The sequence below is a fragment of the Streptomyces sp. CoH27 genome, from assembly GCF_020181035.1.
In the GTDB taxonomy this organism is placed as follows: domain Bacteria; phylum Actinomycetota; class Actinomycetes; order Streptomycetales; family Streptomycetaceae; genus Streptomyces; species Streptomyces camelliae.
Genome location: NZ_JAIQYY010000017.1, coordinates 188693 through 203236, shown reverse-complemented (window position 1 = coordinate 203236; position 14544 = coordinate 188693). Strand labels below are relative to the sequence as shown.

General features: G+C 70.9%; 11 protein-coding genes and 1 pseudogene. 9 read left to right on the top strand and 3 right to left on the bottom strand.

The features are described 5' to 3' along the window. Window positions 1-263 (bottom strand): annotated as a pseudogene (locus LE548_RS28080) (glycosyl hydrolase); the annotation flags it as partial. Window positions 264-397: 134 nt separating this feature from the next. Between LE548_RS28080 and LE548_RS28075 the strand changes: the two are divergent. The 5 genes from LE548_RS28075 (at window position 398) to LE548_RS28055 (ending at window position 5794) form a co-directional block, all read left to right on the top strand. Beyond that, entirely contained in the window at window positions 398-1435 is a 1038-nt protein-coding gene (locus tag LE548_RS28075) for a LacI family DNA-binding transcriptional regulator (protein WP_225099750.1), read from the top strand. Between the two features lie 82 nt (window positions 1436-1517). Further along, a complete protein-coding gene (locus tag LE548_RS28070) occupies window positions 1518-2873 on the top strand; it encodes an endo-1,4-beta-xylanase (RefSeq protein WP_225099749.1) in 1356 nt (451 codons plus the stop codon). Window positions 2874-2997: 124 nt separating this feature from the next. Further along, window positions 2998-4002 (top strand): LCP family protein, encoded by a 1005-nt coding sequence (locus tag LE548_RS28065; RefSeq protein WP_225099786.1) that lies wholly within the window; start codon window positions 2998-3000, stop codon window positions 4000-4002. A gap of 104 nt (window positions 4003-4106) precedes the next feature. Beyond that, window positions 4107-4463: a YciI family protein gene (locus LE548_RS28060; RefSeq protein WP_225099748.1), complete on the top strand. Its 357-nt coding sequence runs from the start codon at window positions 4107-4109 to the stop codon at window positions 4461-4463. Between the two features lie 44 nt (window positions 4464-4507). Further along, window positions 4508-5794, top strand: a complete 1287-nt coding sequence (locus LE548_RS28055) for an RNA polymerase sigma factor (protein WP_374116186.1) — start codon at window positions 4508-4510, stop codon at window positions 5792-5794. Between the two features lie 4 nt (window positions 5795-5798). Here LE548_RS28055 and LE548_RS46130 read toward each other — a convergent pair whose 3' ends face one another. Then, window positions 5799-9104, bottom strand: coding sequence for a WD40 repeat domain-containing protein (locus LE548_RS46130; protein ID WP_225099747.1), 3306 nt, complete (start codon window positions 9102-9104; stop codon window positions 5799-5801). A gap of 52 nt (window positions 9105-9156) precedes the next feature. Then, complete coding sequence (locus tag LE548_RS28045; RefSeq protein WP_374116188.1) at window positions 9157-10395, bottom strand: methyltransferase domain-containing protein; 1239 nt, start codon at window positions 10393-10395, stop codon at window positions 9157-9159. A gap of 30 nt (window positions 10396-10425) precedes the next feature. Between LE548_RS28045 and LE548_RS28040 the strand changes: the two genes are divergently transcribed. The 4 genes from LE548_RS28040 to groL all read left to right on the top strand — a co-directional run bounded on the left by LE548_RS28040 (window position 10426) and on the right by groL (window position 14544). Beyond that, the gene (locus LE548_RS28040) at window positions 10426-11358 is read left to right on the top strand and encodes a polysaccharide deacetylase family protein (RefSeq protein ID WP_225099745.1); all 933 of its coding nucleotides are present in this window, start codon (window positions 10426-10428) and stop codon (window positions 11356-11358) included. Further along, a complete protein-coding gene (locus LE548_RS28035; RefSeq protein ID WP_374116185.1) occupies window positions 11355-12275 on the top strand; it encodes a polysaccharide deacetylase family protein in 921 nt (306 codons plus the stop codon). The genes LE548_RS28040 and LE548_RS28035 overlap by 4 nt, the downstream gene beginning before the upstream one ends. A 212-nt stretch (window positions 12276-12487) precedes the next feature. Beyond that, window positions 12488-12796, top strand: coding sequence for a co-chaperone GroES (groES, locus tag LE548_RS28030; RefSeq protein WP_039652762.1), 309 nt, complete (start codon window positions 12488-12490; stop codon window positions 12794-12796). A gap of 119 nt (window positions 12797-12915) precedes the next feature. Beyond that, window positions 12916-14544, top strand: a complete 1629-nt coding sequence (gene groL, locus LE548_RS28025; RefSeq protein WP_225099744.1) for a chaperonin GroEL — start codon at window positions 12916-12918, stop codon at window positions 14542-14544.

The following is a 14544-nucleotide window of genomic DNA, read 5'->3' as shown; positions in this document are numbered from 1 at the left end:
GCCTGCGCGCCCAGCGCCGGGTCCACCGGAGCGGTGCCGAAGGGGCGGGTCAGCTGGCCGAGGCCGCGCGTGATCAGCTCGTCCCAGTCGTACTCTGCGGTCATCTCGCGCTGCAGGGGCGCGACCCCGTCGCCGTCCGTGGCGGCGCCCACCCAGACGCCGTACAGCTGGGCGGCCTTCTCCTCCAGGGTCATCCGGGAGAGCAGGTCGGCCACGCGGGCGTCGGCGGGCAGGGCGGGGTCGCGCCAAGGAGCGATGGTCATGGGACTCCCGTCTGACTCGGCTGGCTCAGCTGAACTCGTGCGCGAATGTTTCGTGGAGTATTCCGAATGTTCCGGGGAACCTATGGCGCGCACTGTCCTTCGTCAAGAGGTCCGGCGGGGATACGATCCCAGACATGAAGCCTTCGAAGCCCACAGAAACCCAGACGGCGACCCTCGCCGAAATCGCCCGTGAGGCCGGGGTGTCCGCACCGACTGTTTCGAAGGTCCTCAACGGCCGCGCCGACGTCGCCCCGGCGACCCGCACCCGCGTCGAGGAGCTGCTGCGCGCCTACGGCTACCGGCGCCGGCGTGCCGAGGCGTCCCGTTCGCCGCTGATCGACCTGGTCTTCCACGAGCTGGAGAGCGCGTGGGCGATGGAGGTCATCCGGGGTGTGGAGAACGTGGCCCGGGACGCCGGGCTGAGCGTCGTGCTGTCGGAGTCGGCCGGGCGGCTCACCCCGGGCCGGACCTGGGCCGACCAGGTCGCCGCGCGCCGCCCGCACGGGGTGGTGCTGGTGCTGTCCGGGCTGGACGAGTCCCAGCGGGCGCTGCTGACCAGCCGGTCCATCCCGTTCGTGGTGATGGACCCGGCCGGCGACCCGGGCCCGGACGTGCCCTCGATCGGTGCCACCAACTGGCAGGGCGGGCTCGCCGCCACCCGCCACCTGGTCGAGCTCGGCCACACCCGGATCGGCGCGATCAGCGGCCCGTCCCGGATGATGTGCAGCCGCGCCCGGGTCGACGGCTACCGGGCCGCGCTGGAGACGGCCGGCCTGCCCGTCGACCCCTCACTGATCGTCGGCGGCGACTTCCACCACGACGCCGGCTACCGGCTGGGCCTGGAGCTGCTCGGCCGCCCCGACCGGCCCACCGCCGTCTTCGCGGGCAACGACCTGCAGGCGCTCGGCCTGTACGAGGCCGCCCGCGAGCTGGGTCTGCGCATTCCCGAGGACCTCAGCGTGGTCGGCTTCGACGATCTGCCGGTGGCCCGCTGGGTGGGCCCGCCGCTGACGACCGTACGGCAGCCGCTGACCGAGATGGCCGAGGCGGCCGCCCGGCTGGTGCTGGAGCTGGCGCGCGAGCAGGAGGAGCGGGCGGCGACCCGGGTGGAGCTGGCGACGAGTCTGGTGGTGCGATCGAGTACGGCAGCGCCGGCTGTGGCCGGAAGTTGACGTATTGACGGGTGGGACGGGCGCCCCCACACTCCTCCGAAGCCAATCGGTAAACCAACCGAAACTTTCGGAGGCACCCGCAGTGAGATCTCTGAGAATCGGCTTACCTCTCGCTTCCCTCGTGACCGGTGCAGCGCTCCTGCTGACGGCGCCCGCCGCGCATGCCGCCGACACCCCGCTGCGCGACCTGGCGGCGGCGAAGGGCAAGCTCATCGGCACCGCCGTCACCGGCTCCGAGCTCACCGGCACCTACGGCGACCTCGCCGGCGGCCAGTTCAGCTCGCTGACCCCCGGCAACGCCATGAAGTGGGGGACCGTCGAGCCCACCCGGGGCAGCTTCAACTGGACCGAGGCCGACCAGATCGTGGCCTTCGCCCAGGCCCACAACCAGAAGGTGCGCGGCCACACCCTGGTCTGGCACAACCAGAACCCGAGCTGGCTGACGAACGGCAGCTGGACCCCCGCCCAGCTCGGCAGCCTCCTCCAGAACCACATCACCACCGAGGTGAGCCGCTACAAGGGCGAGATCGCCGCCTGGGACGTGGTCAACGAGCCGTTCAACGACGACGGCACCTACCGCTCCGACCTCTGGTACGACAACCTCGGCTCCGGCTATATCGCCAACGCCCTGACCTGGGCACACGCGGCCGACCCGGACGCCAGGCTGTACATCAACGACTACAACGTCGAGGGCGTGAACGCGAAGTCCGACGCCCTGTACAACCTGGTCAAGTCGCTGAAGGCGCAGGGCGTCCCGATCGACGGCGTCGGACTCCAGGCCCATCTGATCCTCGGCCAGGTGCCGTCGACGCTCCAGCAGAACATCCAGCGCTTCGCCGACCTCGGCGTGGACGTGGCGATCACCGAGCTGGACGTCCGCATGCAGCTGCCCGCCGACAGCACCAAGCTCGCCCAGCAGAAGGCCGACTTCAACTCGGTCGTGGCCGCGTGCGCCGCCGTGACCCGGTGCGTCAACGTCACCGTGTGGGGCTTCACCGATGCCGACTCCTGGGTGCCGGGCACCTTCCCGGGGTACGGGGCGGCAACCCCGTACGACGAGAACTACCAGCCGAAACCGGCGTATTACGGCATCGCGACGGCGCTCGGCGGCAGTGACAGCGGCGGGGGTACGCCGCCACCGACCGGCGCCTGCACCGCCGCGTACAGCGTGAGCAGCCAGTGGAACACCGGGTTCACCGGCCAGGTCACCATCTCCTGCTCCGGGGCCTCGCTGTCGTCCTGGAAGGCGAACTGGACCTTCGGGGCGGGCCAGCGGATCACCCAGGCCTGGAACGCCACCTGCGCCCAGTCGGGCACGGCGGTGTCGTGTGCCAACGCCTCGTACAACGGGTCGGTGCCGGACGGCGGTTCGGTGACGTTCGGTTTCAACGGGTCCTGGAGCGGCAGCAATCCGGTACCCACGGTGACGCTGGGATGAGAATTGCCCAAGAAAACCGACTCGCACGGCTTCCGCTAACAGTCCCCTAATAATTCGGACTTACGTTCCTGTTGTGACGCGACACGAGGAGCTACGCGAGGAGCACGGCGACGCGGGCAGACAAGTGGGCCGGCGATCGAGAGCGCTGAAGATCGTCGGCCTCACCCTGGCGGGGGTCCTGGTGCTGGGCGCGGCCGTCGGGGGCTGGGCGTACTGGCATCTGAACCACAACATCAAAAGCGTCGACATCGACAGCGCCCTCGGCGACGACCGCCCCGCCAAGACGATGATCACCCCGTCGGCCTCGGCCTCCCCGCTGCCGTCCGGTTCCCTGAACATCCTGGTCCTCGGCTCGGACTCGCGCAGCGGCAAGGCCAACCAGGAACTGGGCGGCGGCGACAGCTCCGGCGCCCGCTCGGACACGGCGATGGTCGTGCACATCGACGCGGGCCGTACGAAGGCCACCGTGGTCAGCATCCCGCGCGACACCCTCGTCACCCGCCCGTCCTGCCCGCTGTCCTCCGGCAGGTCCACGGCGGTGGCGTACGGCGCGATGTTCAACACCGCCTACGAGATCGGCGGGCCGGTGTGCGCCGTGAAGACGGTCGAGTCGATCACCGGGGTCCGGATGGACCACTACCTGGAGGTCGACTTCTCCGGCTTCGCCAAGCTGGTGGACGCGCTCGGCGGGGTCACGGTCACCACCGGCCAGGACATCCACGACGACGACAGCCACCTGGACCTGCCCGCCGGCACCCACCACCTCGACGGCAGGACGGCCCTCGCCTTCGCCCGCACCCGGCACGGCATAGGCGACGGCAGCGACCTCGGCCGCATAGGGCTCCAGCAGAAGCTGGTGAAGGCCCTGCTGGAGCAGATGGCGGGCACCAGTCTCCTCACCGACCCGGCCAAGCTGTACCGGGTCGCCGACACGGTCACCGCGAGCCTCACCACCGACACCGGCCTGGACTCGCTGAGCGAGCTGACGCGGCTCGGCCAGAGCCTGAAGGGGCTGACGGCCGACCGGGTGACGACGGTGATGATGCCGGTCGTCACCGCCCCCTCCGATCCCAACCGGGTGATCGCGCAGGAACCGGCGGCGAGCAGGCTGTGGGCGTCGCTGCGCTGAAGAGTCTCGAAAAAAAGTTCCGGAGGTGTGTCGATCCCGGGTGGTTCCGTTCGACGTAGAGGGTGAGAGCGGGGAGAGACCCCGCCCGCACCGAAGGAGTCACCATGCCGCGCTACCTGTCCATCGTGAAGGTCGACGAGACCACCGCCCCGCCGGAGGGCCCCAGCCCCGAGCTGATGGAGCGGATGGGCGCGCTGATCGAGGAGATCACCAAGGCCGGCGTCATGCTCGACACGGCCGGACTGGCCCCGCAGAGCCAGGGCAAGCGGGTGCACTGGGAGGGCGGACAGCTCGCCGTCACGGACGGGCCGTTCACCGAAACCAAGGAGGTCATCGGCGGATACGCCCTGATGCAGTGCAAGGACATGGACGAGGCCCTGGAATGGACCAAGCGGTTCTTGAAGACCCACGAGGAGTACTGGACGGTGACCTGCGAGGTGCGGGAGATCGCCGAGGGCTGACCATTCCTGGCGTACGGCCGCCGGGCGGTGTTGCATGGTGGGCTGTGGAACCACAGCCCACCGCCGCACAGCCCACCGCGCCACAGCCCACCGCACCGCGCTCCTCCGCCCTGCACGCCATCGAGACCGTCTTCCGCCTGGAGTCGCCCCGCGTCGTGGCCGGTGTCGCCCGGATCGTCCGGGACGTCGGCATCGCCGAGGAGCTGACCCAGGACGCGCTGGTCGCCGCCCTGGAGCAGTGGTCCCGCGACGGCGTGCCCGACAACCCCGGCGCCTGGCTCATGGCCACCGCCCGGCACCGTGCCGTCGACCTGATCCGGCGCCGCGAGACCTACGCCCGCAAGCTCGCCGAGATCGGCCGGGACCTGGAGACCACGGCCCCGCCCGAGGAACCGGCCGACCCGGACGACATCGACGACGACCTGCTCCGGCTCCTCTTCACCACCTGCCATCCGTTGCTGACCCCGCAGGCCCGCACCGCGCTCACCCTGCGCCTCCTCGGCGGCCTGAGCACGGCCGAGATCGCCCGCGCCTACCTGGTCCCGGAGCCGACGATCGCCCAGCGCGTCGTCCGGGCCAAGCGGACCCTCGCCACGAAGAACGTCGCCTTCGAGGTGCCGTACGGGCCCGACCGCGAGGCCCGCCTCGGCTCCGTGCTGGACGTCATCTACCTGATCTTCAACGAGGGGTACGCGGCGACCGCCGGCGACGATCTGCTGCGCCCCGGCCTGTGCGAGGACGCGCTGCGCCTGGCCCGCGTCCTGTCCGCCCTGATGCCCAAGGAACCGGAGGTGCACGGTCTGACCGCGCTGCTGGAGTTCCAGGCGTCCCGCACGGCCGCCCGCACGGGCCCGGACGGCGAGCCGGTCCTCCTGGAGCACCAGAACCGCCGCCGCTGGAACCGGCTGCTCATCGCCCGTGGCATCCGCGCCCTCGACCGCGCCACCGCCCTGGGCGCGCCCGGCCCGTACGCCCTCCAGGCGGCCATCGCCGCGTGCCACGCGCACGCGTACCGCTACGAGGACACCGACTGGCGCACCATCGCCACCCTGTACGGCCTGCTGGCGGCCCGTGCCCCGTCCCCGGTGGTCGAGCTGAACCGCGCGGTCGCCGTGGCGATGGCCGACGGCCCGGCCGAGGGACTGAAACTGGTCGACGCCCTCACCGGCGAGCCCGCGCTGCGCGACTACCACCTGCTCCCCAGCGTCCGCGGCGATCTGCTGACCCGCCTCGGGCGTACGACGGAGGCCCGCGAGGAGTTCGTCCGCGCGGCGGCCCTGGCCCGCAACGAGAAGGAACGGGAGCTGCTGCTGCGCCGGGCGCGGGAGTGACCGTTCAGGGCAGCCGGCGGTCGGTTCTCCACAGGCGTACGGTCCTGTCGGCGGAGGCGGTGGCGATCAGTGCGCCGTTCGGACTGAACCGGACTGCGTTGATCCAGCTGGTGTGTCCGGTGAACGTGTGGAGGTGCACCACTGTGTTGCCGCCCGAGATGTACCGCCACAGGTGCAGGTCACGGTTGTCGCAGGTGGCCAGCAGGGGGGCCGTGGGGCTGAGGGCCAGGTCGTGGACGGTGGACCGCTCCCGCGTGTCGGGCCAGGACACCTGAGTACCGGAAAGCGTCCACACCTCGGCCCGGCTCTCGCCGCTCAAGCTGGAGTGGCGCATGAAGGCGACCAGGTGCTGGTCCCAGTTGGCCGAGAGACCGCTGGAGGAGGCGTAGCTTTCTCCGTCCGCCGAAGGAGGGTGGGTGAGCAGTTTGGCCTCCTCCTCAAGGGACGGCAGGGAGAAGCGTCGTAGGTCCCCTCTGTCGTCGAGGGAGATGAGCTCGTCGGTGCGAGGGCGGAAGACGAGGGACGACGGCACGTCCTGAACCGGCCTGGCGAAGACGTTGCCGATGGTGTCCCCGGAGCCGAGGTGCCACAGCTTGAACCTGGCCGAGTCGCTGAGGACGAGATAGTCACCGTGCGGGGAGAAGACGGGGCTTCCCTTCGGGCCGTTCGGGTCGGTGGGAAGCCTTCGCACGCGCCGTCCGGTCCTGGTGTTCCACACTTCCAGGAGCAGAGCGTCGCTGACGGCGAGCAGAGGACGACGCGGGTGCAGGGAGAGGCCGCTCACCGAGGAGTACTCGCTGCCGTCCCTGATCAGTTGTCCGCCTGGTGACGGCGAGCCGTTCGCCCAGTCCCACAGCCACACCGTCCCCATGCCCGAACCGATGGCGAGTCGGGTTTCTCCGCTCGGGTGGAACTCCAGCACTTCCGCTTCCTCAGGCATGGCGAAGACCTTGTAACTCTGGTCCCTGGACCCGCTGGAGCCGGAGACCGCGGCCGTGGCCGTGGCCACCGCGCCCGCCGTGAGGACGAGCCTGCGCCGCACCGCGCGGCTCGCCACGGCGGGCTGCTCCCCGTCCTCGTACAGCGGTTGCCCGGCCAGTGTTTCCTGCAGCCGTACATGGCGGAACTGGTAGACGCTGCCGGACTGGCGCAGCAGTTCGCGGCGCCGGGCGTCGGCGAGGAAGGCCGAGAGCCGCAGGGGGAGTCTGCCGCGCGCCGCGAGGCAGAACGTGAGGAGGACGAACCGGGGCCGGGCCCGGGTCAGCAGAAGCAGCAGTCCGAACACGGCTCCCGGGAGCAGGACGGTCAGGCCGAGGACGGCATAGGCATTGCCGCCGAAGTAGCCGGTCACGGCGTGCCACTTGTCCTGGGCGAGGAGCGAGACGTTCCGCCGGCCGGGATAGCCCACCCAGTCGTTGAGCTCACGGCTGAGCCAGGCGCCCGAGAAGATCCCGGCGTACCAGCCGGAGAGTCCCGTGGCCGAGACCACGCAGCCGGCCAGGGCCGACATTCGGTCCTGGGCCACGGACCTCCCGGGGCTCGCCTGCGCCGCCTGGTGCGGGGGCGCGTCGAGCCAGTTGTGCGCGGCCAGGGCGAGCCCGATGACGAGCACGAGGCACAGGCCGACCGAGACCATCTCGTAGTACGTCTCGATGGCGTCGAAGGACCCGGGGCCGTCGGGCGCGCCCAGCGCGGTGGCGATGGTGATGACGAGCAGTACGGGAGCCACGGCGAAGGCGGTGAGCATGACGCCGTGCCGGAATCCCCTCCGCAGCCGGCCCAGCGACCCGCGCAGGCTGAACGAGAGCCGTCCTGGCGGGCGGCCCGGGGCGGCGTGCCAGATGATCACGACGAGGAGAGCGAAGCCGCCGCCGATGCTGCCGCCGATCAGCGGGAAATCCTTCCGTGCCGGCCAGGAGAGCACGCCGGTGCCGACGATCCACACCAGCGAGCCGAGACCGAGGAGCAGACCGGCCGCGATCCCGAACACCGGCGTGAACCACGGCGACAGCAGCCGCTCGCTCATGCGCCACCAGGCGAGATCCCGCTCGCGGTGATCGTGCAGATAGTGGGCGAGGAAGGTCAGCCACCGCCGGGCCTGTCCGGCGGTCCAGGACATCCGCCGGTCCGGGTCGGGGCGCCGTGGATCCGGGGCGTAGGCGGCGTCGATCAACTGGCCGATGAGGTGCTGCTCGACGGCCAGCCGGGAGTCGAACCGTGCGCTGTCCTGAAGGTCCCGGGGATCCAGTTCCAGGCGTTCGTGGACGAGCCGTGCCGACGTCACCATCAGAGGCGTGGACATCGCGGCCGCGAGCGGGCTGTCGCGCCGGGACCGCAGATGGGTGTAGACGGGTGTCCAGTCGACGTCTCGCGGCCAGTCCACGTCCCGCAGGTAGGCGATCACATCGCCGGGCGGAAGGGGCGAGACCTCGACGACCGGTGCGGCACGCAGCGTGGGAGCGCCGCCGCGGATCAGGTCCTCGTACTCGGCAGCCCGGCACGTGACCACGACCGGGCGTTCGGTGCCGAGGGCGAGGTTGATGCCGCGGACGGCGCTGCGCCGGGCCGACTCCGGGATCTCGTCCAGGCCGTCCGGGACGGGCAGGAGCAGGCCGTGCGCGAGCAGGGTGCGCGGGATCTCGGGGCGGCCGCTGTAGTAGGGCAGGGCCAGGGTCCTGACGATCCAGTCGTCCAGGGACTCACGGACCGGGTCCCAGGAGGACGCGGGCAGCAGGACCGGCAGGGGGCCACCGGGCGCACGGGCTTTCAGCAGACCGAGCGTGAGCAGGATCGCGAGGACGCTCTTGCCGGATCCGGGTTCCCCGAGGACGACGAGGCGGCCGCCCGGCAACTGCCGGTAGTCGTCGGTGAGTTGGGCGATCGCCTCGTCGAACTGGCCGTCGAGTCGTCCGTTCAGCCGCATACGCAGCACTCTGGTGCCCGCCGTGCGCGGCAGTTGGACGACGTCCCGGCTGGTGCTCGACCAGGTCAGCGGCAGCACACGCGGGTCGCGCAGCCCCCGGGCGGTGGCCTCTTCCAGCCACTGCTCCGCGAGGTTCAGGGCCAGGTCGTCGGCGAGGGCGGCCGGGTCGGGGGTGGGCGGCTCCTCGCGGAAGAAGTCGGCCAGGGCGAGGAAGAGGCTGACGATGCCGGTGAAGAAGCCGGCCACGGTGGATATGTGGTCCGAGTCCTCCTTCCCGCCGAAGGCCAGCATCCCGCCGCCCAGCGCGAAGCAGACGACCGCTGTCGACAGGAGCAGGATGTCGCGGACCAGCCGCCGTCGGATCCTTCGCCGCACACTCCAGGTCACGGCAGCATGGTGGGCCGACGACGGGTTCCGGCTCCGCGAGAGACGGTGTGGATCACTCCAACGGGTGGCCGATCAGCATGGTGGGCGCCCCGGCGGCCCGGGTGAGGAACACGGTCGCCGCGTTGGGCCCCTGGGGCTTCACCTTCCTGCGCAGTTCCTCCGGCTCGACCGCCGACCCGCGCTTCTTCACGGTCAGCGTGCCGACCTCGCGCTCCCGCAGCAGGGCCTTCAGCTTCTTGACGCTGAAGGGGAGGTGGTCGGTGATCTGGTACGCCCTGGCGTACGGGGTCACGTGGTGCTCGTCCGCCGTGATGTAGGCGATGGTGGGGTCGATCAGCCCGCCGTTCAGGTCTTCGGCCACCTCGGCGACCAGGTGGGAACGGATGACGGCGCCGTCCGGCTCGTACAAGTACCGCCCGACGGGCCGGGTTTCGGGGTCGGGCAGCGCCGTCGCGGGCGAGGCCCACACCCCGGCCCCGGACGGCAGCAGCGTCGCCCGCCGTGCGCCCGGCGTCACGTGGGGGCCGAACCACAGCACGGCCTCCTTGACGTCACCCCCGTCCGAGATCCACTCGGCCTCGGCGTCGCCGGGAATCGCTTCGTGGGGAATGCCCGGCGCGATCTTCAGTGCGGCGCGCGGTGCCCCGCGGGCGGCCTCGACGGCCCAGGACAACGGCGGCGAGTACGCCTCCGGATCGAAGATGCGGCCACGTCCCCCGCGTCGGGCCGGGTCCACGAACACGGCGTCATGACCGGCCGTGTCGACCTCCATGACATCCGCTTCCTGCACCTCGATCAGCCCGCTCAGTCCGAGCGCCTCGGCGTTGGCGCGCGCGGCGGCGGCCGTCACCGGGTCCCGGTCCACGGCGAGCACCCGGATCCCGGCGCGGGCCAGCGCGATCGCGTCCCCGCCGATCCCGCAGCACAGGTCGGCGACGGACCGCACGCCCAGCGCTCGAAAGCACTCGGCGCGATACGCCGCCACGCTCGCCCGGGTCGACTGCTCGACCCCGTTGGGGGTGAAGAACATCCGGCCTGCGTCCTCGGCCCCGAACTTCGCCTCCGCCCGCTGCCGCAGCCGGGCCTGGCCGAGCGCGGCCGACACCAGCTCGGCCGGGTGGTCGCGGCGCAGCCGGGTGGCGACGGCGAGTTCGTCCGCCGGTGCGGTGCCCTGGACCTCGTCGAGGAGGGCACGGCCTTCGGGGGTGAGCAGCAGAGCGAGGTCGTTCACCGGCTCATTGTGGGCCAGTCGGTGGACGGTGTGCCTCCGGCGGCGGTGTCGGCCGGGGATCCGGGCCGGGCCCTGGGAGGATCCGGCACCATGCGAGCCGTCGTACAAAAGGATAAGAACCGGTCTATTCCGGGTCGTGCGGCCCTGGGCTGCGGGGGCGCGGTCCTGGCCTCCGCGGCCCTTCTCTCCGGCTGCGCCGGCCCCGCCGAGACCCGCCCCGCACCCGGCCAGGGCGGCCCCGTGCACGTACTGGGCCCCCAGGACCGCCTGGCCGCGGAACACGCACGCCAGGCCGCGGAACACGCCCGCCTGGTCGCCGCCGCCAGACGCTGGGGACTGGACCGGGTACCGCTCACGCCCCCGCCGCCGCCCAAGGTGAAACCGGAGATCACCGCCCGGGCCGGCTTCGAGGTGGCCCACCAGGAGGACTGGGACCTGCCCCCGGTCTTCACCACGATCCCCACCAAGCAGAAGATCGTCTTCCTCACGATCGACGACGGCTCGGAGAAGGACCCGGACTTCCTGCGGATGATGCAGGACCTGAAGATCCCGTACACCGCCTTCCTCAGCGACTACCTGGTGAAGGACGACTACGGCTACTTCCGGACGATGCAGGCCGAGGGCCACACCCTCAACAACCACACCCTGCACCACCCCTACCTGCCCGGTCTGTCCTACGAGGAGCAGAAGGACGAGATCTGCGGCATGCAGAAGATCATGCGGAAGCAGTTCGGCAAGGCGCCCACCGTCATGCGCTTCCCGTACGGCAACTACAACCAGGACAGCCTGCGCGCCGCCAAGGCCTGCGGCATCAAGTACGCGCCGATCTGGAACGAGGAGGTGTTCGTCGACCACTGGGAGTACCGCGAGGACGACCAGAAGATGCGCCGGGGCGACATCGTCCTGACCCACTTCCGCGGCCGCTCCGAATGGAACGGCACGATGATCGACGACATGCGCCGCTTCCTGAACAAGGTCACGCGCGAGGGCTACGCCGTGGCCCGCCTGGAGGACTACCTGTGAGGCGCGGGAGGAGCCCGTGGCCGGGGCGCGGACGGCGGGCGGGTGCCGGGCGGCGCTCGCGCCGGAGCCTGACCGCGCACCTCACGCACCTCACCCCGGCCCTCCTCCTCCCGGCCCTCCTCCTCCCGGCCCTCCTCCTCACGGGCTGCGCCCAGTCCGTCGACCCGATCGAACGCCTCGGCCGCAAAGCCGCCGAGCAGGTCCGCCCGCACGCCCCGCACGGCCCCTCCCCGGACCAGGGCTACCGCCGCTGGGGCCTGGCCGAGCCCCTCGCCCGCCCGCCCCGGCCCGATGCCCGCGCCTTCGCCCTCACCCCGCACAGCGCGGGCCGCTCCCTGCCCCGCGTCATGGACCACGTCCCCACTCGCGACCCGGTCGTCTTCCTCACCTACGACGACGGCGCCGACAAGGACCCCCGCTTCGTCGACATGGTCCGCGAACTGCGGCTGCCGGTCAGCATGTTCCTCACCGACAGCGTGGCCGGCCCCCGTTACGACCACTTCGCCCGCCTGCGCGAGCTGGGCGCCGGCATCCAGAATCACACCATGGACCACCGCGTGCTCGCCGGACTGCCGTACGCGGGGCAGCGCGCCGAGATCTGCGGCCAGCAGGACCGCCTCAGCTCCCGCCTGGGCCTGCGCCCCCGCCTCTTCCGCCCGCCCTACGGCACGTACGACACCACGACCCTGCGCGCGGCGGCCGACTGCGGCATCTCCGCGCTCGTCCTGTGGCGCGCCGCGGCGACCCCGGACGGCCTGGCCTACGCCCGCGGCGAACACCGTCTGCGCCCCGGCGACATCGTCCTGGTCGGCCCGGACGAGACGACGGGCCGGACCTTGCGGGACCGCACGATCAGGGTCCTGCGCCGGGCCCAGCAGCGGGGGCTGACGGTGGGGCGGCTGGAGGACTACCTGTAGGCGATCCGGGACCGTATCCCGGCCGACGCGCCGCGGGCATTGGCACTCCGCTTGACCGAGTGCTAATCCCGGTCATAGTCTCGGCTCTGGCACTCGACGCGTGAGAGTGCCAAAAAAGCGACGGGCAGGTCCGGCACCCGCGACGACGGATCCACCTGGTCGCCACCTCAGACAGTTAACCCCGTGAGATCTCCGAAGGGGGAGGTCGGATCGTGACGACCGCCAGCTCCAAGGTTGCCATCAAGCCGCTTGAGGACCGCATCGTGGTCCAGCCGCTGGACGCCGAGCAGACCACGGCCTCTGGCCTGGTCATCCCGGACACCGCGAAGGAGAAGCCCCAGGAGGGCGCCGTCCTCGCCGTGGGCCCGGGCCGGTTCGAGAACGGCGAGCGCCTTCCGCTCGACGTCAAGGTCGGCGACGTCGTCCTCTACAGCAAGTACGGCGGCACCGAGGTGAAGTACAACGGCGAGGAGTACCTCGTCCTCTCGGCTCGCGACGTGCTCGCGATCATCGAGAAGTAATCACCTCGAAGCAAACCTCTGCTTCAAGCTGCGCCCCTGGCCCCCGCGACCGATAAGAAGCCGGGCGCCCGGGGCGCAGCGTTTTTTCACCCACAGATTTCGAGAGGGCTCCCGCTGTCATGGCGAAGATCCTGAAGTTCGACGAGGACGCCCGTCGCGCCCTTGAGCGCGGCGTCAACAAGCTGGCCGACACGGTGAAGGTGACGATCGGCCCCAAGGGCCGCAACGTCGTCATCGACAAGAAGTTCGGCGCCCCGACCATCACCAACGACGGTGTCACGATCGCCCGCGAGGTCGAGATCGAGGACCCGTACGAGAACCTCGGCGCGCAGCTGGTGAAGGAGGTGGCGACCAAGACCAACGACATCGCGGGTGACGGCACCACCACCGCCACCGTGCTCGCCCAGGCGCTGGTGCGCGAGGGCCTGAAGAACGTCGCCGCGGGTGCCTCCCCGGCCGCTCTGAAGAAGGGCATCGACGCCGCCGTCAAGGCCGTCTCCGACGAGCTGCTCGCCACGGCCCGCCCGATCGACGAGAAGTCCGACATCGCCGCCGTCGCCGCGCTGTCCGCCCAGGACCAGCAGGTCGGCGAGCTGATCGCCGAGGCGATGGACAAGGTCGGCAAGGACGGTGTCATCACCGTCGAGGAGTCCAACACCTTCGGTCTGGAGCTGGACTTCACCGAGGGCATGGCCTTCGACAAGGGCTACCTGTCGCCGTACTTCGTGACGGACCAGGAGCGCATGGAGGCCGTCCTGGAGGACCCGTACATCCTCATCAACCAGGGCAAGATCGCCTCCATCCAGGACCTGCTGCCGCTGCTGGAGAAGGTCATCCAGGCCGGTGCCTCCAAGCCGCTGCTGATCATCGCCGAGGACGTCGAGGGCGAGGCCCTGTCGACCCTGGTCGTCAACAAGATCCGCGGCACCTTCAACGCGGTCGCGGTCAAGGCCCCGGGCTTCGGTGACCGCCGCAAGGCGATGCTCCAGGACATGGCGATCCTCACCGGCGCCACGGTCATCTCCGAGGAGGTCGGCCTCAAGCTCGACCAGGTCGGCCTGGACGTGCTGGGCTCCGCCCGCCGCGTGACGGTCACCAAGGACGACACCACGATCGTCGACGGCGCCGGCAAGTCCGAGGACGTCCACGGCCGCGTCGCCCAGATCAAGGCCGAGATCGAGAACACCGACTCCGACTGGGACCGCGAGAAGCTCCAGGAGCGCCTCGCGAAGCTGGCCGGCGGCGTGTGCGTGATCAAGGTCGGCGCCGCCACCGAGGTGGAGCTGAAGGAGAAGAAGCACCGTCTGGAGGACGCCATCTCCGCGACCCGCGCCGCGGTCGAGGAGGGCATCGTCTCCGGTGGTGGCTCGGCTCTCGTCCACGCGGTGAAGGTCCTGGACGGCAACCTCGGCAAGACCGGCGACGAGGCCACGGGTGTCGCGGTCGTCCGCCGCGCCGCTGTGGAGCCGCTGCGCTGGATCGCCGAGAACGCCGGCCTGGAGGGCTACGTCATCGTCTCCAAGGTCGCCGAGCTGGAGAAGGGCAACGGTTACAACGCCGCCACCGGCGAGTACGGCGACCTGGTCAAGGCCGGCGTCATCGACCCGGTGAAGGTCACCCGCTCCGCCCTGGAGAACGCCGCCTCCATCGCCTCCCTGCTGCTCACGACCGAGACCCTGGTCGTCGAGAAGAAGGAAGAGGAGCCGGAGGCCGCGGGCCACGGCCACAGCCACGGCCACGCCCACTGA